This is a genomic window from Dolomitihabitans soli (genome assembly GCF_022213955.1).
In the GTDB taxonomy this organism is placed as follows: domain Bacteria; phylum Actinomycetota; class Actinomycetes; order Streptosporangiales; family Streptosporangiaceae; genus Streptosporangium_A; species Streptosporangium_A soli.
Map to the genome: position 1 here is coordinate 1 of NZ_JAKNTW010000042.1, position 22,197 is coordinate 22,197.

The 22,197-nt window shown below is 68.9% G+C and carries 27 protein-coding genes and 1 tRNA gene; 11 read left to right on the forward strand and 17 right to left on the reverse strand.

Features of this window, described 5'->3' with window-relative positions:
- On the forward strand, positions 1–184 hold a 184-nt coding region (locus MBA17_RS44925; RefSeq protein ID WP_238504719.1), incomplete at its 5' end, for a hypothetical protein.
- Between the two features lie 126 nt (positions 185–310).
- On the opposite strand, the gene mscL is transcribed toward MBA17_RS44925, so the two are convergent.
- The 7 genes from mscL to MBA17_RS44960 all read right to left on the reverse strand — a co-directional run bounded on the left by mscL (position 311) and on the right by MBA17_RS44960 (position 7,441).
- On the reverse strand, positions 311–712 hold the full coding sequence (mscL, locus tag MBA17_RS44930; RefSeq protein WP_455432974.1) for a large conductance mechanosensitive channel protein MscL: 402 nt from the start codon (positions 710–712) through the stop codon (positions 311–313).
- A 57-nt stretch (positions 713–769) separates the two neighbouring features.
- Complete coding sequence (cpaB, locus tag MBA17_RS44935) at positions 770–1,381, reverse strand: Flp pilus assembly protein CpaB (protein ID WP_238504721.1); 612 nt, start codon at positions 1,379–1,381, stop codon at positions 770–772.
- Positions 1,382–1,948: 567 nt separating this feature from the next.
- Entirely contained in the window at positions 1,949–2,755 is an 807-nt protein-coding gene (locus MBA17_RS44940) for an S-methyl-5'-thioadenosine phosphorylase (RefSeq protein ID WP_238504722.1), read from the reverse strand.
- Between the two features lie 10 nt (positions 2,756–2,765).
- Positions 2,766–4,772, reverse strand: a complete 2,007-nt coding sequence (locus MBA17_RS44945; protein WP_238504723.1) for an MFS transporter — start codon at positions 4,770–4,772, stop codon at positions 2,766–2,768.
- 31 nt (positions 4,773–4,803) lie between these two features.
- Positions 4,804–5,139, reverse strand: a complete 336-nt coding sequence (locus MBA17_RS44950) for an FmdB family zinc ribbon protein (RefSeq protein ID WP_238504724.1) — start codon at positions 5,137–5,139, stop codon at positions 4,804–4,806.
- Positions 5,140–5,296: 157 nt separating this feature from the next.
- Positions 5,297–6,805 (reverse strand): potassium/proton antiporter, encoded by a 1,509-nt coding sequence (locus tag MBA17_RS44955; RefSeq protein WP_238504725.1) that lies wholly within the window; start codon positions 6,803–6,805, stop codon positions 5,297–5,299.
- A 66-nt stretch (positions 6,806–6,871) separates the two neighbouring features.
- On the reverse strand, positions 6,872–7,441 hold the full coding sequence (locus MBA17_RS44960; RefSeq protein ID WP_238504726.1) for a 5-formyltetrahydrofolate cyclo-ligase: 570 nt from the start codon (positions 7,439–7,441) through the stop codon (positions 6,872–6,874).
- Positions 7,442–7,466: 25 nt separating this feature from the next.
- Here MBA17_RS44960 and galU point away from each other — a divergent pair, with 25 nt between their 5' ends.
- The 7 genes from galU to MBA17_RS44995 all read left to right on the forward strand — a co-directional run bounded on the left by galU (position 7,467) and on the right by MBA17_RS44995 (position 12,456).
- Positions 7,467–8,366: a UTP--glucose-1-phosphate uridylyltransferase GalU gene (gene galU / locus MBA17_RS44965; RefSeq protein ID WP_238504727.1), complete on the forward strand. Its 900-nt coding sequence runs from the start codon at positions 7,467–7,469 to the stop codon at positions 8,364–8,366.
- Positions 8,367–8,459: 93 nt separating this feature from the next.
- Entirely contained in the window at positions 8,460–9,671 is a 1,212-nt protein-coding gene (gene glp, locus MBA17_RS44970; protein WP_238504728.1) for a molybdotransferase-like divisome protein Glp, read from the forward strand.
- A complete protein-coding gene (gene moaC, locus MBA17_RS44975; protein WP_455432975.1) occupies positions 9,668–10,138 on the forward strand; it encodes a cyclic pyranopterin monophosphate synthase MoaC in 471 nt (156 codons plus the stop codon). Before glp ends, moaC begins: the two co-directional genes overlap by 4 nt.
- Before the next feature lie 91 nt (positions 10,139–10,229).
- Positions 10,230–10,706 (forward strand): MogA/MoaB family molybdenum cofactor biosynthesis protein, encoded by a 477-nt coding sequence (locus MBA17_RS44980; RefSeq protein WP_238504729.1) that lies wholly within the window; start codon positions 10,230–10,232, stop codon positions 10,704–10,706.
- 3 nt (positions 10,707–10,709) lie between these two features.
- Positions 10,710–11,390: a GNAT family N-acetyltransferase gene (locus MBA17_RS44985; protein WP_238504730.1), complete on the forward strand. Its 681-nt coding sequence runs from the start codon at positions 10,710–10,712 to the stop codon at positions 11,388–11,390.
- 124 nt (positions 11,391–11,514) lie between these two features.
- Positions 11,515–12,309: a divisome protein SepX/GlpR gene (gene sepX, locus MBA17_RS44990; RefSeq protein ID WP_238504731.1), complete on the forward strand. Its 795-nt coding sequence runs from the start codon at positions 11,515–11,517 to the stop codon at positions 12,307–12,309.
- A 73-nt stretch (positions 12,310–12,382) separates the two neighbouring features.
- Positions 12,383–12,456 (forward strand) — tRNA-Ala (locus tag MBA17_RS44995).
- 68 nt (positions 12,457–12,524) lie between these two features.
- Here the strand turns inward: MBA17_RS44995 and MBA17_RS45000 are convergent.
- The 9 genes from MBA17_RS45000 to MBA17_RS45035 all read right to left on the reverse strand — a co-directional run bounded on the left by MBA17_RS45000 (position 12,525) and on the right by MBA17_RS45035 (position 18,486).
- Positions 12,525–13,727, reverse strand: a complete 1,203-nt coding sequence (locus tag MBA17_RS45000) for a tyrosine-type recombinase/integrase (protein ID WP_238504732.1) — start codon at positions 13,725–13,727, stop codon at positions 12,525–12,527.
- Positions 13,727–13,912, reverse strand: coding sequence for a helix-turn-helix transcriptional regulator (locus tag MBA17_RS45005; protein WP_238504733.1), 186 nt, complete (start codon positions 13,910–13,912; stop codon positions 13,727–13,729). The genes MBA17_RS45000 and MBA17_RS45005 overlap by 1 nt, the downstream gene beginning before the upstream one ends.
- Positions 13,905–15,275: a replication initiator gene (locus MBA17_RS45010; RefSeq protein ID WP_238504734.1), complete on the reverse strand. Its 1,371-nt coding sequence runs from the start codon at positions 15,273–15,275 to the stop codon at positions 13,905–13,907. The genes MBA17_RS45005 and MBA17_RS45010 overlap by 8 nt, the downstream gene beginning before the upstream one ends.
- Positions 15,276–15,376: 101 nt before the next feature.
- Positions 15,377–15,505 carry a hypothetical protein gene (locus tag MBA17_RS50065; RefSeq protein WP_274386931.1) on the reverse strand — a complete coding sequence of 43 codons (129 nt, stop codon included), beginning with the start codon at positions 15,503–15,505 and terminating at the stop codon, positions 15,377–15,379.
- Positions 15,502–15,675, reverse strand: a complete 174-nt coding sequence (locus MBA17_RS45015) for a hypothetical protein (RefSeq protein WP_238504735.1) — start codon at positions 15,673–15,675, stop codon at positions 15,502–15,504. Before MBA17_RS45015 ends, MBA17_RS50065 begins: the two co-directional genes overlap by 4 nt.
- A 15-nt stretch (positions 15,676–15,690) precedes the next feature.
- Complete coding sequence (locus MBA17_RS45020) at positions 15,691–16,053, reverse strand: hypothetical protein (protein WP_238504736.1); 363 nt, start codon at positions 16,051–16,053, stop codon at positions 15,691–15,693.
- Between the two features lie 16 nt (positions 16,054–16,069).
- Entirely contained in the window at positions 16,070–16,747 is a 678-nt protein-coding gene (locus tag MBA17_RS45025) for a DUF2637 domain-containing protein (protein ID WP_238504737.1), read from the reverse strand.
- Positions 16,748–16,777: 30 nt separating this feature from the next.
- Positions 16,778–18,154, reverse strand: coding sequence for an FtsK/SpoIIIE domain-containing protein (locus MBA17_RS45030; RefSeq protein WP_238504738.1), 1,377 nt, complete (start codon positions 18,152–18,154; stop codon positions 16,778–16,780).
- Positions 18,151–18,486 carry an SCO3933 family regulatory protein gene (locus MBA17_RS45035; protein WP_238504739.1) on the reverse strand — a complete coding sequence of 112 codons (336 nt, stop codon included), beginning with the start codon at positions 18,484–18,486 and terminating at the stop codon, positions 18,151–18,153. Before MBA17_RS45035 ends, MBA17_RS45030 begins: the two co-directional genes overlap by 4 nt.
- Before the next feature lie 140 nt (positions 18,487–18,626).
- Here MBA17_RS45035 and MBA17_RS45040 point away from each other — a divergent pair, with 140 nt between their 5' ends.
- The 3 genes from MBA17_RS45040 to MBA17_RS45050 all read left to right on the forward strand — a co-directional run bounded on the left by MBA17_RS45040 (position 18,627) and on the right by MBA17_RS45050 (position 20,907).
- A complete protein-coding gene (locus tag MBA17_RS45040) occupies positions 18,627–19,019 on the forward strand; it encodes a winged helix-turn-helix domain-containing protein (RefSeq protein ID WP_238504740.1) in 393 nt (130 codons plus the stop codon).
- Between the two features lie 263 nt (positions 19,020–19,282).
- A complete protein-coding gene (locus MBA17_RS45045) occupies positions 19,283–20,320 on the forward strand; it encodes a P-loop nucleotide/nucleoside kinase family protein (protein ID WP_238504741.1) in 1,038 nt (345 codons plus the stop codon).
- Positions 20,317–20,907 carry a nucleoside/nucleotide kinase family protein gene (locus tag MBA17_RS45050; RefSeq protein WP_238504742.1) on the forward strand — a complete coding sequence of 197 codons (591 nt, stop codon included), beginning with the start codon at positions 20,317–20,319 and terminating at the stop codon, positions 20,905–20,907. The genes MBA17_RS45045 and MBA17_RS45050 overlap by 4 nt, the downstream gene beginning before the upstream one ends.
- Here MBA17_RS45050 and MBA17_RS45055 read toward each other — a convergent pair.
- The gene (locus MBA17_RS45055) at positions 20,846–21,820 is read right to left on the reverse strand and encodes a hypothetical protein (protein ID WP_238504743.1); all 975 of its coding nucleotides are present in this window, start codon (positions 21,818–21,820) and stop codon (positions 20,846–20,848) included. The genes MBA17_RS45050 and MBA17_RS45055 overlap by 62 nt on opposite strands.
- Positions 21,821–22,197: the final 377 nt, after the last annotated feature.

Sequence of the window (22,197 nt, forward strand, 5' to 3'; positions counted from 1 at the left end):
GGCCATCGCTTTGTTCTCCTTCGATCTTGTACTTTCGCACTCGAAGGATCACGCGATGGCCGTCCTCATTAACGACGCCACGCCTGTCACCAGGCCAAACTCATACACCACTTCCGTGGACGCAACCCGCCGCGTGGCCGCAGCGCAGGCGGGTCGCCGCGAGTGCGTGCCTTGGGCGGCCTGATCGCGGACGGAACGGCGGATGCCGGGGGACGTACGCATTGAAGACGCCAGGTTGGTCAGGTGATGGGCCAGGCCACGCCGGGAGGCGTTCACCTGCATCCTCTCAGTCAGGCGAGGTCAGGCGAGGTCAGGCGAGGGCGTCCACTCCGGAGGTGCAGTGGGCGCAGCGGGTGGCGGCCCTGGGAATCTCGGAGAGGCAGTGCGGGCAGTCGCGGGTGGTGACCTCCTCCTGTCTGGCGAACCGAGCGCTGACCCGGGTGTAGGGGAGCACGACCAGGAAGTAGACGACGGAGGCGACGATCAGGAAGGCGACCACGGCGTTGATGAACGCGCCGTAGCGGAAGACGGCGTCGCCCACGGTGATGGTGAGGCCCTGGAAGTCGGGGAGTCCGCCGAAGGCGGAGATCAGGGGAGTGAGGACGTCTTTGACGAAGGAGTTGACGATCGCGGTGAAGGCGGCGCCGATCACGACTGCGATCGCCAGCTCGATGACGTTTCCGCGCATCAGAAACTTCTTGAACCCGCTCACATGGTCCTCCAGCACTAAAAAGGGGGGTTCGGCCTCGGAGAACATAGCGTGTGCCGGTTAACCGCGTGGCGCGATCGTGACGGACAGGTGGCCGCCGGTCTGGGCCGCGGCGAGGCGGGCGGCCTGCTCGGAAGTGGTGGCCAGCACTATGAGGGCGCCGGTTTCGGGCTTCGAGGGCGGGGTGCTGAGCACGGTGACGTCGTCGGCGACCGTTTCGGCCGGTGCGAGGTGGCCCTCAAAGCCGCCTTCGAGGGTCGCGAGCACATCGACGATGTCACCGGGGGTGAGCAGGCGGGCGGCTCCCGGGTCGGCGACGCGGATCGGAGTGGCCACCGTCTGCGGACCGTGGGCCGCGAGCAGGCCAGGGCCGAGCAGCCGGACGTCGGTGAGCGGCTCGCCTCTGCGGACGGGAGAGGCGAGGACCCGGCCGGCGACGCGGGCTCCGGACGGTAGTGCGCCGTCGGGCACCGTGGTGGCCGGGAGATCGATCGTGGTCAGGTCGCCCGGGGTGAGGACTCCGCCGTCGAGGTCGCGGGCGGCGGTGAGGACGCGCACCGAGTCGGCGGGTCCCGGGCGCAGGGCGGTGAGGGCGCAGGCCACCGCCAGCGCGGCGAGCGAGGCCGCGAGCAGGCGGCGATGCCGGGTGAGGGCACGGCTCAGGGCACGCATGACGGCTCCAGTTACGAGGTCTCGGGTGAGTACACCCGGAAACGGAAGGTGGGGAAGGGCAGGGGTAGGCCGCCTGGAAGCGGCGGCGACAGAGGTGAGAGCGACTGTGGATATGAGTCCGTTAGGCACGGAAGCGGGGGGGTGGGCGAATGTGCGGGCGGTAATGGTGCGCGTCGCTTGGCTCGGTTTGGAGGGCTGGGTGGGTGACTCCGATGTGCATGTGAGTCCGTTAGGCACGGAAGCGGGGGGGTGGGCGAATGTGCGGGCGGTAATGGTGCGCGTCGCTTGGCTCGGTTGAAGGGCTGGGCGGGTGACTCCCGATGCGCGTGTGAGTCCGTTAGACACGGACGCGGGGTGGGGCGAACGTACGTGCGGTCATGCCGAGGTGCTGCGTGCCGCCTGGCTCGGTTTAGAGGGGTGACTTCGGAATCGGGCGCCGGGCAAGGGAGAGCGACTGACTAGGCGCCCGGAAGCGGATGAAGGGGGGCGAGCAGAACTCGACGGAAGGTGGGCAGGGTGAGGCGGCCCGTTGTCCTGTGCAGAGGAGCGGGCGGGCAGGGCGGGGGGTTAAGGGAGGTCGAAGGGGAGTTTGATGCCGTCGAGGGCGCTGCCGCAGGGGCAGGTGCGTTCGTTGGGCAGGGCTTGGACGACGTCGGAGACCAGGGAGCGCATTCGGGTGATGTTGGCGGAGAAGAAGGCGAAGACCTCCTCGTGCGTCACGCCCTCGCCGGCTTCGAGGCCGGCGTCGTGGTCGGTGACCAGCGAGATCGAGGTGTAGCAGAGGGCCAGTTCGCGGGCGAGGATCGCCTCGGGGTGGCCGGTCATGCCGATGATGGTCCACCCGTTCGCGGAGTACCACCGGGACTCGGCGCGGGTGGAGAACCTGGGCCCTTCGACGACCACGAGTGTGCCCCCGTCGACCGTGTCCCAGCCGCCCGCCGTGGCCGTGGACACCGCGGCCGATCGGCCGGAGGGGCAGTAGGGGTCGGCGAAGGGCAGGTGGACGGCGCCGGAGGTGTCGTAGTAGGTCTGGACGCGGCCGATGGTGCGGTCGACGAGCTGGTCGGGGATGACCAGGGCGCCGGGCCCGTTCTCGGCGCGCAGGGAGCCCACGGCGCTCGGTGCCACGATCTGGCGGACGCCGAGGGAGCGCAGCGCCCACATGTTGGCGCGGTAGGGGATGCGGTGGGGCGGGAAACGGTGGTCGCGGCCGTGCCGGGGCACGAAGGCCACCGTGCGGGAACCGATTTTGCCGACCGTGACGACGTCGCTGGGCGGGCCGTACGGGGTTGTCAGCTCGACCTCCTCCGCGTCGTCGAGGAGAGAGTAGAAGCCAGAACCGCCGATGACGCCGATCTCCGCAGAAGTGACCATGGAGCAGACATTAGTGCTCGGTGTGGGGCTTCGTAGAGACCCGAATCTCATTCTGTGGATAACCGAAGGAGTCTTCGGCGAGTGTGCACAGGATGTCGGTCAGCTCGGGGTGGTCCTCGGGCTTCCAGTGCTCCACGTGCTCGCTGATCGCCGCCTGGCGGGCCGCCACGAGCCGCCTCGCCGTACGTTGTCCGAGGGGGGTGGTCACCAGAAAGCCGCCGTCCGTGCGGTCCACGAGGCCGTCGGTGACCAGGCGCTCGATGTGCGGGCGGCCCTCCGAGGGCGCGACTCCGGCGCGTTCCGCCAGGTCCACGCCGTGGATCCAGGGCTCGCGGGCGATCCTGCAGAGGGCCCACATGCTGCCGGGCGGAAGATCGATCCCGGCGATGGCGGCGAGCTTGGCGTACATCTCGCGGGCCCGCTCGTCGCGGCGGATCAGTGAGCTCAGCGCCCGCTCCGCCTCCGCGTGGGACGAGCGGTGGGTGGCGGTCCCGCCGAACCCCTCGCCGTAGTCGGGGACACGCGAGGTGCCACGCAGCGGCGTCTCCCTGAGCAGCAGCGCGAGCGCGAAGGCGAGTACGGCGAACGGCATCGCCCACAGGAAGACGGTCGTGATCGCGTCGGAGTAGGAGTAGACCAGGCCGGACCGTACGTCGGGCGGCAGCCTGCGGAGCGTGGTCGGGTCGGCCTGGACGGCGGTGGGTTCGAACCCGGGTGGCAACTGGACGCCGCGCAGGGCCGCCGCCAGGTCGGTGTTGAGGCGGCTCGCGAAGATCGAGCCGAAGAGGGCCACGCCGAAGGAGCCGCCGATGGACCGGAAGAAGGTGGCGCCCGAGGTGGCCACGCCTAGGTCCTCGTAGCCCACGGAGTTCTGCACCACGATCACCAGGACCTGCATGACCAGGCCGAGTCCCAGGCCGAGCAGCAGGAAGAAGAAGCCCATCGTGGTGGTGGACGTCTCCGGGTCCATGGTCGACAACAGGAAGAGCGCGACGGCGGTCAGCGCGGTGCCCAGGATCGGGAAGATCCGATAGCGGCCGGTGCGGGTGATGAGCCGGCCGCTGGTCACCGAGCTGCCCAGCATGCCGAGCACCATCGGCCACATGTACAACCCGGACAGGGTGGGCGTGACTCCCTGCACCACCTGCAGGAACAGCGGGATGAAGGTCAGAGCGCCGAACATTGCGAAGCCGACCACGAAGCCGATCGCCGAGCACATCGCGAAGGTGGGGACGCGGAACAGCCGCAGCGGCAGTACGGGCTCGGCGGCCAGGCGCTCCGTCCGGATCCAGACGGCCACCAGCACGAGTGCGGCGACGCCGAGACCGATGATCATCGGAGAGTCCCAGGCGTACTCGATCCCGCCCCACGACGTCAGCAGGACCAGGCAGGTGGCGGCGGCGGCGATCAGGAAGGTGCCCAGGTAGTCGATCGTGTGCCGTTCCCTGCGGCCCGTGGAGCGCAGGGCGGCCATGATGACGAACAGGGCCACCGCGCCGATCGGCAGGTTGATGTAGAAGACCCAGCGCCAGCTCAGATGGTCGACGAACAGGCCGCCGAGCAGCGGGCCGACCACGCTGGACACACCGAAGACCGCGCCGAACCACCCTTGGTAGCGGCCTCGTTCGCGCGGGGGCACCACGTCGCCGACGATGGCCTGGGACAGCACGATGAGTCCGCCGCCGCCGAGCCCCTGGAGCGCCCGGAAACCGATGAGCTGACCCATCGTGGCCGACTGGCCGGACAACGCCGAGCCTGCCAGGAAGATGATGATGGCGACGATGAACAGGCCCTTACGGCCGTACTGGTCGCCGAGCTTGCCCCACAGCGGCGCGGAGGCGGTGGTGGCCAGCAGGTAGGCCGTGACCACCCAGGAGAGGTGCTCAAGGCCGCCCAGGTCGCTGACGATCGTGGGCAGGGCCGTGGAGACGATCGTCTGGTCGAGCGCAGCGAGCAGCAGGCCCAGCATGAGCGCGCCGAAGACGGCTACCAGGCCGCGTTGCTGCTGCTCCTCCACAGGAGCAGCATAACGCTACGTATTCAGGCAATTACGTCGAGGTCGACGCCGCTGCGGGGGCGGGGGTGCTCGACTCCTTCTTCGCGGGCTTGGCCTCCGAGGACTTGCCGTTGTCGGAGGACTTCCCCGACTCGGCCGACGAGGAGGCCCCGGACGCGGCGGGGGTGGACGCGGTGGCGGGGGCGGTCGACGACCGGTTGTCGGTGCGGTAGAAGCCCGATCCCTTGAAGACGATGCCGACGGCCGAGAACACCTTGCGCAGGGAGCCGCTGCAGCTCGGGCACTCGGTGAGTGCGTCGTCGGTGAACTTCTGGACGACCTCGAACTGCTCGGTGCAGGCGGTACAGGCGTACTGGTAGGTGGGCACGCACTCCTCCTCTATGGTTCGCGTCGGCTGGCACTCGGCCGACGCGACTGCTAATGGTACGCAGCCGAAATGGTTAAACGCCACTTCGGCCCTGGCAATTCCGCGCGGCCGGTGGCCGGGCGGCCCCTGATCACGCCCAAGAGGCCCCTGCTCGCGCCTAGGAGGCCCCCTGCTCGCCGAACCAGCTTGCGAGCTTGCCACGGCGGCTCACCGCGCGCAGCCGTTTCTCCACGGCGTCGCGGCAGGCGGCGGTGGTCACCACCAAGAGCTGGTCGTCGACCCGGAGGCGGGTGGAGTCGGCGGGGACGAAGCTCTGCCCGTCGCGCACGATCAGGGTGACCGCCGCGCCCGACGGCAGCCGTAGTTCGAAGATCTCCACTCCGTGCAGCAGGGACGACTGCGGCACCCTGACCTGGAGCAGGTCCGCGTTGAGCTCCTCCAGCGGCGCCGACTCCACCTCCAGGTCACGCGTCTCGTCCGGCGCGGAGACGCGGAGCACCCTGGCCACGTACGGCAGCGTCGGGCCCTGGAGCAGGGTGAAGACGATGACGATGACGAAGACCTCGTTGAACACCGTCTCCGCCCCCGGCACCTCCGTCCCCCACGGGATCGTGGCCAGCACGATCGGCACCGCGCCGCGCAGGCCCGCCCACGACAGGAACGCCTGTTCCCGCCAGCTCAGCCGGTCGATCCTGGCCAGTCGCAGAAGCAGGGTGGAGATCACCACCGACGCGGGCCGGGCCACCAGCAGCAGGACCAGGCCGGCCACGAGACCGGGCACGATCGCCGACGACATGGACGCGGGACTGGCCAGCAGCCCGAGCATGACGAACAGGCCGATCTGGGCGAGCCAGGCCAGTCCCTCGGCGAACCCCCGGGTGGCGGATCGGTGGGGGAGACGGGCGTTGCCGAGGATGAGGGCGCAGATGTAGACGGCGAGGAATCCGCTGCCGTGCAGGAGCGCGGCTCCGCCGTACGCGACGATGGTCAGCGCGAGCACCGCGATGGGGTAGAGACCGGAGGCGGGGAGCGCGACGCGGCGCAGGGCGTAGGCGCCCAGGGGGCCGATCAGCAGGCCGGCCGCCGCGCCGATGACCAGCTCCATCCCGGCTTCCAGCAGGAAGTCGCCGAAGGTGGGCATGGGCAGCTGCGCGCTGCTGAGCAGGACGACCACGATGATCGCGGGGGCGTCGTTGAAGCCCGACTCCGCCTCCAGGATGCCGGCCAGCCGGGGCGGCAGCGGCAGCCTGCGCAGCACCGAGAAGACCGCGGCGGCGTCGGTGGACGCGAGCACCCCGCCGAGCAGAAGTGCCGTGCGCCACTCCATGCCGAGCAGGACGAGTACGGCGAGCGCGACGACCATGATGCTGACCGCCACGCCGACGGTCGCCAGGGTGAGGGCGGCGGGAACCGCGCGTTTGACGTGGCTCCAGTTGGTGGTGAGGCCGCCCTCGGCGAGGATGAGGGCCAGCGCCGACAGGCCGATCTGCTGGGCCAGGTCGGGGTTGTCGAAGACGATGCCGCCGGGACCCGACTCGCCGAGCAGCAGGCCGAGGCCGAGGAAGATGAGAAGGCTGGGCAGCCCGCTGCGGTGGGCGACACGGACCGAGGCGATGGCCGCGATGACGACGGCGGCGCCGAGGAGCAGCCAGACGTCGAGCTCCACCCGGCCCCCCTCTTCCGTGTCGGTGATGACATTGTGTCGTATGGGGCCGGGTGTCCGACTCGACGGTCAGCCGAGTTTGACGAGCCCCGAGGGCATGGCGACAAAACGGATGGTTCGGTCGTGTGGCTCGACGGGCACGCCCTCGATCAACTCACCGTCGTTGAGCAGGGCGACCGTGGGCACGTTGGGTCCCACTCTGGCCAGCGCCCGGTCGTAGGACCCGCCGCCCCTGCCCAGCCGTACGCCTGTCTTCTCGTCCACGGCGAGGGCGGGCACGATCACCAGCGCGGCCGTGCGGATCGTGTCGACGCCGCGGCGGGTGTCCACCGGTTCCATGATTCCGAATCGGCCGGGCGCGAGGGTGCCGGGACCGTCGTAGACCGCCCAGTCGAGGTCGTCGTCGTCGCGCAGGACGGGCAGGATGACGGTCGCGCCGTGCTTCCACAACGCGAAGACCAGCCCGTGGGTCGACGGCTCCTCCTCGTCCGACCAGTAGCACGCCACCAGGCCCGCCATCTGCACCCATGGCTGGTCGAGCAGGTTCTCCCTGATCGCCACCGAGGCCGAACGCCGCTCGTCCTCCGGAATCGCCGCGCGCGCCGCGCGGATCGCCCGCCGCAGCTTCTGCTTGTCCACAGGTCCCTCCACTAGGGTTTCCTCCATGGCTGACTTCGACCCCGTCACTAAAGCCGTCGTTCCCGCGGCGGGTCTGGGCACCCGGTTCCTGCCGGCGACCAAGGCGACACCCAAGGAGATGTTGCCCATCGTCGACAAGCCCGCGATCCAGTATGTCGTTGAGGAGGCGGTTTCGGCCGGGCTGCTCGACGTTCTGATGGTGACCGGGAAGACCAAGCGCTCGATTGAGGACCATTTCGACCGAGCCGTCGAGCTGGAGGACGCCCTTGAGGCCAAGGGCGACGACGAGCGCCTCTCCCAGGTCCGTGAGCCCGCCGACCTGGCGACCCTTCACTACGTACGGCAGGGCAAGCCTCGCGGGCTCGGTCACGCGGTGCTCTGCGCGAAGCAGCACGTCGGCGATCACCCGTTCGCGTGCCTGCTCGGCGACGACCTGATCGACGCCCGTGACGAGCTGCTCAAGCGCATGATCGAGGTCCGCGCGACGTACGGCGGCAGCGTCATCGCACTGATGGAGGTCCCGCGCGAGCAGGTCTCCCTGTACGGCGTGGCCACCATCGAGGCCACCGGCGAGAACGACGTCGTCAGGGTCACCGACCTGGTCGAGAAGCCGCCGGCCGAGGACGCGCCGTCCAACTGGGCGCTGATCGGCCGGTATGTGATCGATCCCGCCGTCTTCGAGGTGCTGGAGAACACCCCGCCGGGGCGCGGCAACGAGATCCAGCTCACCGACGCGCTGCGCGAGCTGGCCACCCGGGATTCCGCCGGCGGCGGGCCGGTCCACGGGGTGCTGTTCCGCGGGCGGCGCTACGACACCGGCAACAAGATCGACTATTTGCGGACGGTCGTCCAGTTCGCGGCGGATCGGCCTGATCTGGCGCCGGAGTTCCTGCCCTGGCTGCGGGAGTTCCTCGCCGGTCGCTGAGTCGGGAATGTCGTGACATCTGGTGAGTTACCTGTAAGAGAGCCCATAAGCGAGCCCGTAAGAAAGTCCATAAGAGAGCGCGGAGGAGCTGCGATGCGATCGGTGGACGAGCATCTCGCCGACATCCTGGCGACGGTTCGCACCCTGGCGCCGCTGGAGCTGGAGCTGGAGCGTGCGCTCGGCACCACCCTGGCCGAGGACATCACCTCACCCGTGCCACTGCCGCCCTTCGACAACTCCGCCATGGACGGCTACGCCGTACGCGCGGCCGACGTCGAGACCGCGACGGAGCAGGATCCCGTCGTGCTGCCGGTCGTCGACGACGTGGCCGCCGGAGACGGCGCGATGTACGCGGTGGGGCCCGGCATGGTGGCGCGGATCATGACGGGTGCGCCGGTCCCGGCCGGGGCCGACGCGGTGGTCCCCGTGGAGTGGACCGACGGCGGGACGGCGTCGGTGACCATCAGGCGTCCCGCTCCGCTCGGCAACGCGATCCGCAGATCCGGCGAAGACGTGCAGGCCGGCGACCTCGTCCTGCCCTCCGGGACCATGATCGGAGCCGCTCAGCTCGGTATCGTGGCGGGCGTGGGCCGTCGTCGCGTCCTGGTCCGGCCACGGCCCCGGGTGGTCGTGCTCTCGACCGGGGCCGAGCTGGTCGAGCCGGGCCTGCAACTCGGCGCCGGCCAGATCTGGGACTCCAACAGCTACACCCTCACCGCCGCCGTACGAGAGTCCGGTTCGGACGGCTACCGCGCGGGAGTCGTCGCCGACGACGCCGGTCAGTTCCTCGACCAGCTCGACGCGCAACTCCTCCGCGCCGACGCCGTGATCACCAGCGGCGGCGTGTCCATGGGCGCCTACGAGCCGGTCAAGGAGGCGCTCGCCCCCCTCGGCACCGTCCGCTTCGAACGCGTCGCCATGCAGCCCGGCATGCCCCAGGGGTTCGGCGTCGTGGGCGAGGACCAGGTCCCGATCTTCGCGTTGCCCGGCAACCCCGTGTCCTCGTACATCTCCTTCCTGCTGTTCGTACGGCCCGCGCTGCGCAAGATGCGCGGCCTGCCGCCCGAGCCCGGCCCGACCGTCACCGCGACGACCACCGCGCCGATCCGCTCCCCGCAGGGCAAACGCTCCTACCTGCGCGCGGTCCTGTCCGGCGCCGTCGGCGGCGCCGCGACGGTCACCCCTGTGCGGGGTCAGGGTTCCCACCAACTCGCCGCCCTCGCCTCGGCCAACGCCCTGGTGATCGTCCGCGAGCACGTCACCGAACTTCCGGAAGGAGCGATCGTGGAGGTGATCCCACTGTGAGCGGTCTCACCCATCTCGACGAGTCCGGAGCCGCCCGGATGGTCGACGTCTCGGAGAAGGACGTCGGCGCCCGTACGGCCCGCGCGTCCGGCAGGGTGCTGCTGTCCGCCGAGGCGGTCACGATCCTGCGCTCGGGGGAGGTCCCCAAGGGCGACGCGCTCGGCGTCGCCAGGATCGCCGGGATCATGGGAGCCAAACGCACCCCCGACCTGATCCCGCTCTGCCACCCGATCGCCCTGCACGGCGTCAAGGTCGACCTCACCGTCGTCGACTCCGGGGTCGAGATCGTCGCGCGGGTCAAGACGGCCGACCGCACCGGCGTCGAGATGGAGGCGCTGACCGCGGTCACCGTCGCCGCCCTCGCGCTGATCGACATGATCAAGGCGGTCGATCCCGCGGCGGTGATCAGCGACGTCCGCGTCGAGGAGAAGACCGGCGGCAAGACCGGCGTCTGGACCAGGCCGTGAGCGGCCGGCCCGGGGATCGACCGGGTCCGGCCGCGCGGTGACATGTCATGATGGGTTCCGTGATCACCATGAGTAACCACTGGAGCATGCCATGAGGGGCCTGGTGATCACCGTGTCCAACCGCGCGGCGGCCGGTGTCTACACCGACACCTCCGGCCCGCTGCTCGCCACCCTGCTCGCCGAGGCGGGCTGCGATCCCGTCGACGGCCCCCGGATCGTCCCCGACGGCGAACCCGTCGAGCAGGCCCTGCACACGGGCATCGCGGAGGGTTACGACGTCATCGTGACCACCGGCGGCACCGGCCTGACCCCGATGGACCTCACCCCCGAGATGACCCGACGGGTCCTCGACCGTGAGATCCCCGGAATAGCCGAGGCCGTACGGCAGGCGAACCGGGAGAAGGTGCCGGCCTCCGTCCTGTCCCGCGGCCTCGCCGGTCAGGCGGGCATCAGCCTGATCGTGAACCTTCCCGGCTCTTCAGGCGGGGTCCGCGACGGCATGGCCGTACTCGCGCCGATTCTCAAGCACGCCGTCGAACAGATGCGTGGCGGTGATCACCCGCGCTGAGGGATGCGCCGATTCGCCCCTTGGGGGGATGATGGAGTGGTGGATCGACTTCGTGGCTGGCCGGCGACCTTGGCTGAGGGTCCGGTGGGGCTTCGGCCGCTACGCCTGCGTGACGTGCGTGCCTGGCGGGACACCCGCATCAGAAACGCCGACTGGCTTCGTCCCTGGGAGCCGAGCAATCCCGAGACACCCCTGTTCAAGACGGGTCTCGGGCCCTATGTCTCGATGGCCGGCACGCTGCGGCGCGAGGCGCGGCAGGCGCTCGCTCTGCCCTGGGTCGTGACCTACGGCGGCGAGTTCGCCGGGCAGCTCACCGTGGGGGCCATCGTGTGGGGCTCCGCCCGCTCCGCCCAGGTCGGTTACTGGGTCGACGGCGCCCTCGCCGGTCGCGGCATCATCCCGACCGCCCTCGCCCTGGCCGTCGACCACTGTTTCTTCACCACCGGCCTGCACCGTCTCGAAGCGAACATCCGTCCCGAGAATCAGGCGAGCCGCCGAGTGGTGGAAAAGCTGGGATTCAGGGAAGAGGGCATCAGACGGCGTCAACTCCACATCGACGGGGCCTGGCGCGATCACATTTGCTATGCGATAACGGTTGAGGACGCCCCCAGAGGCCTTCTGGTCCGGTGGCGACGAGCAAGGGAGGCCGCAGCACACGGTGGCCCTCCCCATGAAGAGGTTTGACGATCTCGCGACACACCGCACCGAATGCTCGTCAATTAGTGACACGCGGTCTTACGGTGCGTGACGTGAGCACTTCGAGAACGCCGACAGTCGAGAGGCGTTTTCGTGCTGCCCGGGGGTGGTCGTGAGCAGCGCCCTAATCTACATCGCCATCGTCGTCATGTGGCTCGGTGTCCTGATCCCCATGTGGCTGCACCGGGACAAGAACCAGCTGGCAGAGGCCGAGGACTCCTTCGTAGCCGCCGCTGCGGACGATGACACGGGCGTACTCCCCATTCCGGTGCCGGACGCTGATTCCACGCAGGAGTACGTGCCCGGTTCCGTGCCGGATTACGCATCAGAAACGGCATCGGATTACGTGTCCGGCGAGGCACCGGATTACGCTCCGGCACACGTGTCCGGCGGGGCGGATCACACGCCTGGCCAGGTGCCGGAATACGCGGCCGATCAGGTGACCGGCTCCGCGCCGGAACATGCGGCCGACCCCGGTGACCTGGACACCCCAGAATCCGAGGCGGTCCGTACGCCCGCCGCCGACCCGCGTCGCGCCGCCTACCGTCGCAGGGCCGTCATCGTGGCCCGCCGCCGTCGTCGGCTCTTCTGGTGCACGCTGCTGGTCCTCGCCTCCGTGGTGACCGCCACGGCCGGTGTGATCCCCTGGTGGGGCGTCGTTCCCTCCGGCCTGCTCATGGCCGGCTACCTGACCGTCCTGCGGGTCGCCGTGGGCGTCGACCGCGAGCGCGCCCGCCGCGTCGCCGAGGCCCGCGCGGAAAGTGCCAGGCGCGCCCGTGAACGCCGTCGAGCCCTCGAAGCCGCCGCCCAGCAACACGAGGCCGAGATCATCGAGCTCGCCGCCCACCAGCAGGACGAACTCTTCGACCAGTACGCCGAGATGTCCCGCCGCGCGGTCGGCGACTGAGCGACCGGACCGGACGGTTCGCCTGGATGGCGCGGAGCCCTTCCAGAGTTTGCTAATCTAGTCGAGTCCCCATGGGGCTGTAGCGCAGTCTGGTAGCGCACCTCGTTCGCATCGAGGGGGTCAGGGGTTCGAATCCCCTCAGCTCCACCCATGTCGAAGGCCACTTCCTCTTGTCGGAAGTGGCCTTTTTGGTGCCGTACAGCAGCGAAATACAGCTACGTGAGCTTCCCGCCCAGTTTCTTGAGCGCTTCGCGTGTGTCCTCCAATGAGACCTCGCTGTACACGTTCATGGTGACCGCGATCTGGCTGTGGCGGAGGATCTGCATCGCGATCCGCGGGTGGACGTCGAGGGCGACCAGAAGCGACGCGCAGGTCTTGCGGGTGGCGTGGACGGGGACGGCGCGTACCTCAGCCCTCTTGATCGCGGCGGCGAAGCTGCGGTTGAAGTTGCGCGGCTCGACCGGCTGACCGGTCCTGGTCGTGAAGACGAGGCCGTTGTCCGTCCACTCCTTGGCCGCTTCGCGAGTCGCCTTCTGGGTCCTCCGTCGTTCGTTCAGGGCCGTGACGCAGATGTCCACGAGGGGAAGGACGGCGTCCGACGATTCGGTCTTGGTCTGGCGATGGAGAAGCCGGCCGCGTACCCGCTGGATCTGCCAGCCCACGGTGAGTTCGGCCTGGTCGAGGTCGACGTCTTCCCAGCGGAGCCCGAGCATCTCACCGCGCCGCAGCCCGAGGGCCAGAATCAGCACGTAGGCGGTGTAGAGCGGGTCTCCGTGCGTGCGTGCCGATTCGAGGAACTGCCGGGCCTCATCCACCGACCATGGCTTGACCTTGCGGCGTCGAGGTTTGGGCACGCGCATCAACGCGGCCACGTTGCGGGTCAGGACCTCTTCACGGACGGCGTTGCTGAGCCCCGCCCGGAGAACCGTCCAGGCGTCACGCACTGTCCGCTCGGATGCCGTCTGCCCGCAGCACATCCCCTTGTCGCAGCACTTCTTGGTGGAACGTCGCGCGTCCTTCCCCTGAGCGCAGCACTGGCAGGCCGTACGGAGCTTGTTGTGCCAGGTCTGGACGTCCCGGACGCCCAGCTTGTCGAGCCGTTTCCCGCCGAGCCCAGGCACGATGTACAGCCGGACGAACATCTCGTACGTCTCAGCTGTCTTCGGCGCCAGGTTGGGCTCTACGACCTCGCGGAGCCAGTACGCCAGGTAGTCGGCGAGCTTCGGCGACTTGGTGACGACCGGTCCCTTGCGCGCCATCTCGTGGAGCTTGAGCCACTTGTCGTGGGTCTCTTCGCGGGTCTTGCCGTAGCACCATTTGCGGGTCTTCTTGCCTTCTGGGGTGGTGACCCAGACGTAGCCGGCCCAGCCGTTCTTGTAGGGGAAGACCGAGCCTTCTCGGTTCGCGCGCTTGCTCATCAGGCGGCCTCCTCACACAGGCGGGTCACGTAGTCGCTGAGGGCGGATTCGGGGATACGGCGGCAGCGGACGCCGACCAAGATTGAGTCCAGCTCGCCCGCGTTCATGAGCTGGTAGAGCGTCCACCGGCTGACCTGGAGAGCAGCCATCGCTTGGGGGACGGTGAGCAGCTTGGGGCTACTCATGGACGCCTCCCGAATCGGTTGAGCGGCTTTCGGTGAGGGCGGCGGCGAGGAGGGCGTCACCGAGGGAGTAGCCCTTACCGGCGTACTCCCATTCGGCGATGACAAGGACGGTGTCCTCGTCGAACAGGGGGAGGCGGCCAGTGTTGATCTCCTCGTCGCGCATGTGGTCGGCGCGGTCGGCACGGAGTTCGCCGAGGGTGGTGGAGTAGTGGCGGCTTTTGGTGGAGAAGTGGCCGCGGAAGCCGAGCATGTGGGCCCATTGGGTGAGGCGGAGGTCGGCCAGGTCGTCGAGGTCGCCGAGGCGGAAGCATTCGGCGATGAGGCGGCGGGCATGGTCGCGGAGGGGAAGTGCGGCGAGGTCTTCCATGGGGTTGATTCGGCGGTCGAGGGTGCCGACGCATTCGGCGGCTTTGGTGGCGTACTTGGCGATGTAGCCGGCTACGGCCTGGTCGGTGAGTTCGCCGGTGGTGGTGATGGGGCGGGTGTCGACCTGGGTGCCCCAGCGGAGCGTTTCGGCGGGGCGGTTGTCGAAGGCGGGGATGGTGACGGTGACGGCGGAGGCGGCGTGTTGTATGGCTTGCGCCAGGAGGTCAGCGGTTGCCCAGCCGGGCGGGGCGGAGGTCGGGCCGCCGGGGCCGTCGAGGCGTACGACGGCGTGGAAGTGGACCAGGCCGCGCCGCTGGTATTCGGCGACCTTGGCGAAGGACACCGTGACGTGGTCGCGCAGTTCTCGCATGGTCAGGCCGGCGAGCTTGGCGAGGCGGCGGCGCAGGGCTTCGGTGAAGCGGCGCCACAGTTCCGGGGACAGGGCGTTGAACAGCACCGAGCCGGTGTAGTCGTAGCAGTCGGGGCACAGCGGTTCGCCAAGGCGTGCCTCGTCGGCTCCGTGGCGCGCGGTGCAGGACATGACCCGCCCGTGGGGGCAGGTGGGAGCGTCGCGGCGGGCGTGGCAGGGCAGCGGCTTGCCGTTCTTCTCGCGGCGGGTGTGGACCGCCCCGAAGGACGGGGCGGTGAGGGTGAGGAACAGCGCTGGGTGTGCGGTGACCGTCTCGGGGACGCCTTTCCCGCCGGTCAGGCCGGCGCGGATCAGGTGGTAAGTGTCGGCCCGGTAGGTCTCGGCGCAGGCGGGGCAGCGGGTGGCGCGGCGGGTCTTGCAGGGGACGCGGAGCACGCCGTCCGGCTCGGTGGCGGTGGTGTAGGTGTGCAGGCGTTGCCCGGTGGCGGTGTCGACGTGGATGACGTGGCCGCGGAGGTGGATTGGCTGTCGGCAGCCGCCGGTGTGGCGGATCTGGCTGGCCCACCGGTCGTATTGGGGGTCATGGAGCCGGGCGATGAGGCCGGCTACGGCGTGGTTGGTTGGCATGATGGGGCTGTCCCTTCCGGGCTTCGCGGTTCGGTGTGGGATGGCCCCCGACGTGACGCGTGTCTTGGCGGATGTGTGGTCACGCCGGGGGCGCTCGGGGTTCAGCAGAAGCCGAGGCCCTGGCAGTGCGGGCAGGTGTCGCCGTAGCTGTCGCTTCCGGTGCCGCCGCAGTGGCAGCACTGCCACCGCTTGGGCTCGATCTCGACCGGTTCCAGGTCGTCGAGGGTCATGCGATCCACCTCCTTTCGCGCTTGGGCGCGGTGTTGAGGAACACGCGCCAGGTATGGGGGCGGTGCTGGAGTGGGATGAGCGGGGTGATCTGCCGGATCGGCAGGATGGCGCGGATCTCGGTGATGGCGTAGGCGAGTTCGGTGTGGGTGCCGTCGATGCGGATGCGCATGGTGATCTCCGGTGGTCAGCCCGCGTGCGCGGCAGAGTCGGTGGTGGGGGCCGGGTCCATGACGATGGAGTCCCGGTAGCTGTTCTCGGCGTCGTGGCGGGCGCGGGCGTCGGCGAGGATGCCCACGGCGGTGTACTCGACCGGGCCGAGGTGGACGCTTGCGTAGTAGTGCCCGTAGATGGTGGCGTGGGGGTCGATCTCGGTCTCTAGGAGTGCGGCGACCCGATCAATCTCGGTACGGATATCGGCGTCGGTGCCGCGGGCGTAGTGGCAGACGCTCACGTAGTCAGGGGCGGGAAGGTCGGGGTTGGCCTTGAGAAGGACGGCGAGGTTGATCAGGCCGGTGATGAGGTCGGCGCGGTTGTCGGTGGTGTCCATCGGGTTCTCCTCTTGGTCAGGCGGTTTCTGGGGCGTTGCGCAGGGTGTGCAGGAGTTCGGAGGCGAGTTGGCTGGAGACGCCGAGCCGGGCGCGGAGGGTGTCGCGGGTGATGTGTTTGCCGTGCCGGGCGTGGTGTTCATCGGCGACGCGGCGGGCGTAGTCGAGCAGCGGCCCCGCCGTATCTGAGGAGCCGTCGTTCTTCGCGTCGTTCTCGGTGTCGTTCTGGCCGTTCTCGTCGAGTACGGCGGGCAGAACGGGAACAGGCGCGGGAACGAGGGACGGGGACGGTTCGGGACGGGGGTCGGTCGCGCGGCGTTCCAGCATGGAGACGGCGATGAGGAACGCGCCGGCGGGAGTGGCGGCGGTGATCCACCCCCAGGGGGAGGGGTCAGCTTGGGCGAGGTTCGCGGCCAGGGACAAGGCGACTCCGCCGACGAGAACGAGGGTGGGCCAGGAGATCCAGCCGCTCCGTTCCCGCCCGTTCTTCTTGTCGCGTTGCCGTTCGCGGGCGGCCATGACGCACGTGAGGTCGACGCAGACGGCTACGGCCCAGGCCATCCAGCCGTCTTGTCCGTGCTCGGTGGCGGTGTCGCGGATGTGGGTGAAGCTGCCGGCTCCGGCGATGAGGGCGAGGATCACCACGGGGGCGGAGTCGGCCAGCCGCAGGGCCAGGCGAGGCGTCGTGGTGGTCATGGTGGGTTCCTCCTTTCTCGGTGCGGCGGGTCAGGCGGCGAGTTCGGGGGTGGGGTCGGTGGCGGGGAGTTCGTGGCCCAGGCCGCTGGCGGCGAGCTGGGACCAGGAGGGGGTGATGTTGGCGTAGGCGCAGGCTGCTTGTTCGGCGGTGGTGGTGGAGACGTAGCCGGAGCGGGCGCGGTACCAGCGGCCGTCACTGTCGGTGATGACGGCGACGCCGGGGAGTTCGGGGGCGATGGATCGGGCGGCTACCAGGGCGTCGGGGTCGAGGTCGCCCAGGGTCATCACGGCGGTTTCGGGATCGTTGACCCGGTGGCAGACCCGCCCGCCGACCTGAGCACGCAGGGCGGTGACGCCGGGGCCCAGGTCGGAGCCGATGCGCTGGCCGGAGAGGACGAGGTGGATGCCGAAGGCGCGGCCGAGTTGGGCGATGCGCAGCAGGGCGGTAGCCGTACGGGTCACCTCGTCCTTCTCGCTCTTGTCGGCGGTGAGATACAGCTCCGCCAGTTCGTCGACCAGGACCACGGCGGGGATGGGGCGGACGTCGTCGGGGAGTTGCCAGATGTCGCGGACGTTGTAGCGGCGGCAGGCGAGCATCCGGGCGCCCATGACGGCGATCAGGTCGGCCAGCAGTGACACGCATTCGGCGCGGGTGGTGGCCAGGGCGGTGAGCCGAGGGTCGTAGGCGGCCAGTTCGACGCCGCCTTTGAGGTCGAACCCGATCAGGGCGATCGGTTGGGGGGCGAGAGCGACGAGGAGGGCGTTGATGAGGTTGGACTTGCCGGACTGGGTGGCGCCGGCGTTCATCCAGTGCGGGATGAGCCGGAAGTCCATCCGCCAGGCCGCGCCGGTCTCCAGGACGCCGACGATCGGGCGGAGCAGGTCGTCCGCGCGCCAGCCTTCGCGGGGTTCGGGTGGGGGTACGGCGGGCGTGGTCTGGGCTAACGGGTCGACGGTGACGCCCTGGAGGGTGACACGGCCGGGCCGGGAGCCGACGACCCGGACCGCTTCGACGCGCCAAGCGTGGGCCAGGCGTTCGCAGACTTTGGCGTAGTCGTCGGGCACCTGTCCGTCGAGCAGGTGGAAGGTGAGGCGGAAGCCGTACCGGATCGGTCGCGGGAGACCCATCCACGGTTTGGTGTCGACGGCGACCCGCTGGAAGCGCCGCCGGACGCGGACGACGCCGGTGGAGGCGACGAGGCCGGGGACGGTGGTGAACCACCAGCGGTGACGCTTCTTGGTCAGGGAGCAGCCGGAGGCGACGTGGCGCCAGGACCAGCGGAGCCAGATGGCTTTGCGGGGGAAGACCAGGGCGTACCAGTAGGAGACCGGGGCCCAGCGGCGCCAGGCCAGCAGGATCAGCAGCGCGCCCAGGACGAGGAGCACGGGTTGGTGGAGGGTGTTCATCTGGCCACCGCCGCAGGGGTGAAGGAGACGGCGCGGTAGGAGATGCCCCAGCGGGTGACGCCGTCGCGGGCCTGTTCCCAGACGTAGCCGACGAGGCCGACCGGGATGACTTCTTCACCGGCGGTGATCTGCGGTTCGGGGCTGGCGCTGACCTTGACCAGCTCCATGCGGCCCCTGTCGTCTTCCATCAGGAGCGTGACTTCGTACATGGTGTTGCCGTCTTTGTCGCGCTTGATCTCACCGGTTTCCTTGCTGACCAGGCGGGGGCGGGGTGCCTTGACGCAGGTGACGGTGAGGCGGGCGACGTCGACGGGGATCGGGATGTTTCGCATGATCGTTTCCTTGGATCGAGGTGGAGGTCTTGGAGTACATGGAACACTTGGCATTCTATGTTGTCAATGGCTTCTTCGGCGTCCTGGTTGGTTTCTTTACCGGGGTGTGCTCAACTGGTGAATGTTGAGGGAGGGCCCCGATGGTGGAGAAGAGTGGCCGACCGGCCTACTTGCAGATCGTCGACGACCTGCGCCGGCAGATCGACGCCGGGACGCTCGCGCCTGGTGACGCGCTGCCCTCGATCGCTCAGCTGTGTGACCGCTACGACGTGTCGGCGAGCGTGGTCAAGGCCGCCATCAGTGTCCTGCGGACCAAGGCCATCGTGGTCGGCCAGCAGGGCAAGGGCGTGTTCGTCAGCGAGGCCGCCATTGCCATCCCCTCCGACGATCCGGAGCCCGAGCTTGTCTCGCCCGGCGCCGCAGGGGAGATCCTTGACGAGCTGGCCAAGGTTCGCCGCGGTCTCAAGGATCTGGGGGATCGGCTGACCGCGCTTGAGTCGGCGGTGTTCCAAGAGCCGAAGCGATCTCGCTGACCCGGCATCCCAGCTCGTCGATCTCGGCCAGGATCGCGGCCAGTTCGCCGGCGATTCGTTCGGTGCTGTTCACGGTGGTCTGACTCCCTTGTCCCTCCCTTCGGCGCTTATCGCCTTTCGGGATGACCTAAGTTCACCGTGAGCTGGGGGTTTCCGGTATCACGAGCCCATAGCTAAGATTCTTCATTGCTGTCTAACAGCGTTTTACACAGCGTTTTCACATGCACCACCGCACCTGCCCCCGTGTCACGCGAAGGGACGCAATGAAGACGACCCAGCGACATGGCTGGACGCCCGCCCGGCTGCGGGAACACCGTGAGGCCCACGGTCTGACCTTGGAAGCCGCAGGTGAGCGGCTACGCGAGACGGCAACCCGGCACGGCTTGACCGTACTGGCAGGGAACTTTCAGACCATTTGGGGACATGAACAAGGGTCTATTTATCCCGGACCGCATTACCGGCGCGCGTACTGCCTCCTATACCAGGCGACCGAGCCCGAGCTTGGATTTCGCCCCGCTTTGCCCGGTGAGTCACAGAAAGCGGAAATCGTGATATCTGCCTTGCCTACGCCGAGCAACCCGGCAGCCGACAAGGCCGCCGCCCAGGTCATCGAGGAGGCGTTCACCAAGGTCTCCATCGGAGGGATCGACGCCGCGGAGTCCCCGCAGGGTCTCCTGCGCAGCCGGGTCGTCGACGCGTGGCGCCGCCGGCACGGCGGAGGCAGCCCCAAACCGATCCTCGTCCTCGTCGGCGGGTACGCAGGTTCGGGCAAGACCGAGTTCTCCCGCTTCCTGTCCGATATCACCGGTTGGGCGTTCCTGGACAAGGACTCGTTGACGCGGTGCATCGTGGAGCGGCTGTTGATCTCTCTGGGTGGTGATCCCAACGACCGGCACAGCGATCTGTATCTGAAGGAGGTCCGGCCGCTGGAGTACCGGTGCCTGATGGAGACCGCGTGGGACAACCTCGGCGTTGGTACCTCCTCCATCCTGTCGGCCCCGTTCATCACCGAGCTTCGCGATCCGGCGTGGTTCACCCGCCTGGAGAATCGGTGCGCCGCGAAGGGCATCGACGTGGCGGCCATCTGGGTTCGCTGTGATCCCGAGTCCATGCGTGAGTACATCGAATTCCGCGGGGCCGCCCGCGACGTGTGGAAACTGGACAACTGGGCCGCGTACGCCGACGGCCTGGACATCGAGGCCAGCCCGCCCACCGCACACATGACCGTCGACAACCGGCACGGGGCGGCGATCAGCCTTGCCGACCAGACCCGCGAAATGCTCAAACGGATCTTAACGTGACCGTCCAAGGCGTGGTCCTGTACGGCCCGCCGGCCAGCGGCAAGGACACCGTCACCGCGGCCCTGCACGAGCTGGACCCGCGCTTCGTGCTGCTGCCCAAGCTCAAGGTGGGCACCGGCCGGAGCGCGGGATATGAGTTCGTCTCCGCCGAGCACCTGGACAAGCTCCGAGAGGCGGGCCGCCTGATCGCCGAGACCCGCAGGTACGGCAACGTCTACGCCATCGACCGCCACGCCATCGAGACCCGGCACGCCGCCGGCTGCGTGCCGGTGGCCCACATGGGCAACATCCCCGACCTTCGCCGACTCATCGGCCGCATCCCCGACGCGTGGCTTCGGGTGCTGCTCTGGGTACCCCGGCACATCACCGAACAACGCTCGACAGAGCGCGGAGACCCCGACACCGCAAAGCGCCTGTCCGCGTGGGACGAGACGCTTTCCGACCTGGAGACCAACACGGACGCAGGCTTCTTTCATCTGCGCATCCACACCGACCGCCTCAGCCCCGACGCGGCAGCGAGCGAGATCATGAATGCCTACGATCGGTTGCACACGGCCGGTTCTTCTCCGAAGCGGTCTCGTCTGTGAGCCGCGCGGCGACATCCGCCGGGATCAGGTCCAGCCGCCACCAGGTGTCACAGTCACGACACCGCGCGCCATCCGGCAACGGACGCTGGTAGGTCCACTCAACCCGAAGGTGATCGCATGCTCCGCCGGGTTGGCGAGGTGGACGGTGGTCCCGCGCTTCCCCTCCTTGACGGGCGCGGGACCACCACTGACCGGGCGCCGAGTGTGGGTCGCAGCGCTCGGTCAGGTCTTCATTCGCCGCCGCATGCGCGGGACGAAGATTTTCGAGGATGACGACGAGTTGTTGTGACAGTGCGCAGGTGAGGCGCCGGAACTCTTCGAGCAGGACCAGGGCGTTGCGCTCGACCAGCGTCGCCCCATGTTCTGGATGCGGCTCGAAGGTGTGCGCCAGGACGGCGTACGGCGAGCAGTCGCTGACCGTGTAGACGCCGGCACCGCGCCTCAGGCGAGGGCAGGAGGCGATGGCGGCGGGGATGCATGACCGGCATGTGGGCGGAGCATTGGCGTAGCCCATGCCCAGATCAGAGTCTTCAGGATCATCGGCCAGCACCCACCAAGTGCGCCCCGTGTCGGCATCCACGGCGGTTCGGCCGCAGACCTGACAGAGCCGGTATTCCATGCAGCGCCACTGCCGAAGGGTGTTCACGAGCTGCCACACCGGTTGCCCACCGCGGGTGAGCCCTTGCCGAGCGCGTAGCACCCCGTAACGCCAATCCTGGTCAACCGGATCGGGGTAGGAGAGCCGCAGGCCCCCCGACTCGGGATCAGCGGCGAAGGTCAGGTTGAGCGGTAGCGCCTCACCCGACCAGGCTGTGATGTAGGGAACCGGCACGCTCGCGCCACTCACGATGCGCTCCCCGAATGAGGGGCGATCTTCGGGAACGACCACCGCACAGGAGTCGGCACGCGGCATTCTGCCAGGATCTCGGCCAGCCTCTCCAGGGTGGGCCCGTGGAACGTCCTCACGCAGGAGCAACCCGGACTCGGGCACGCCCCCGTCGCATGCCAGATCTGCCCCGCCTTCCAGATCGACCAGTCAGGGAACCGCGCGGCCACGTCACGGCTCGATATGGCAGACACCGCTACGTCACTGGCGCTCATGAGCACGGCCGGCCCTCTTCCCGTACCGGGGTGGGAGAGCTTGCTCACCAGCCTGCCGACCACGCGCGCACCTCCGCGACTCGCCTTTGCCGGTCCGCCGCCTGCGCGAGCCTGGCCCTGCCTGCGCACCAAGCGCGGGCTAATGTCAGTACGAATGTAGCTACATAGCTGTGTACGCACAAGGGAATG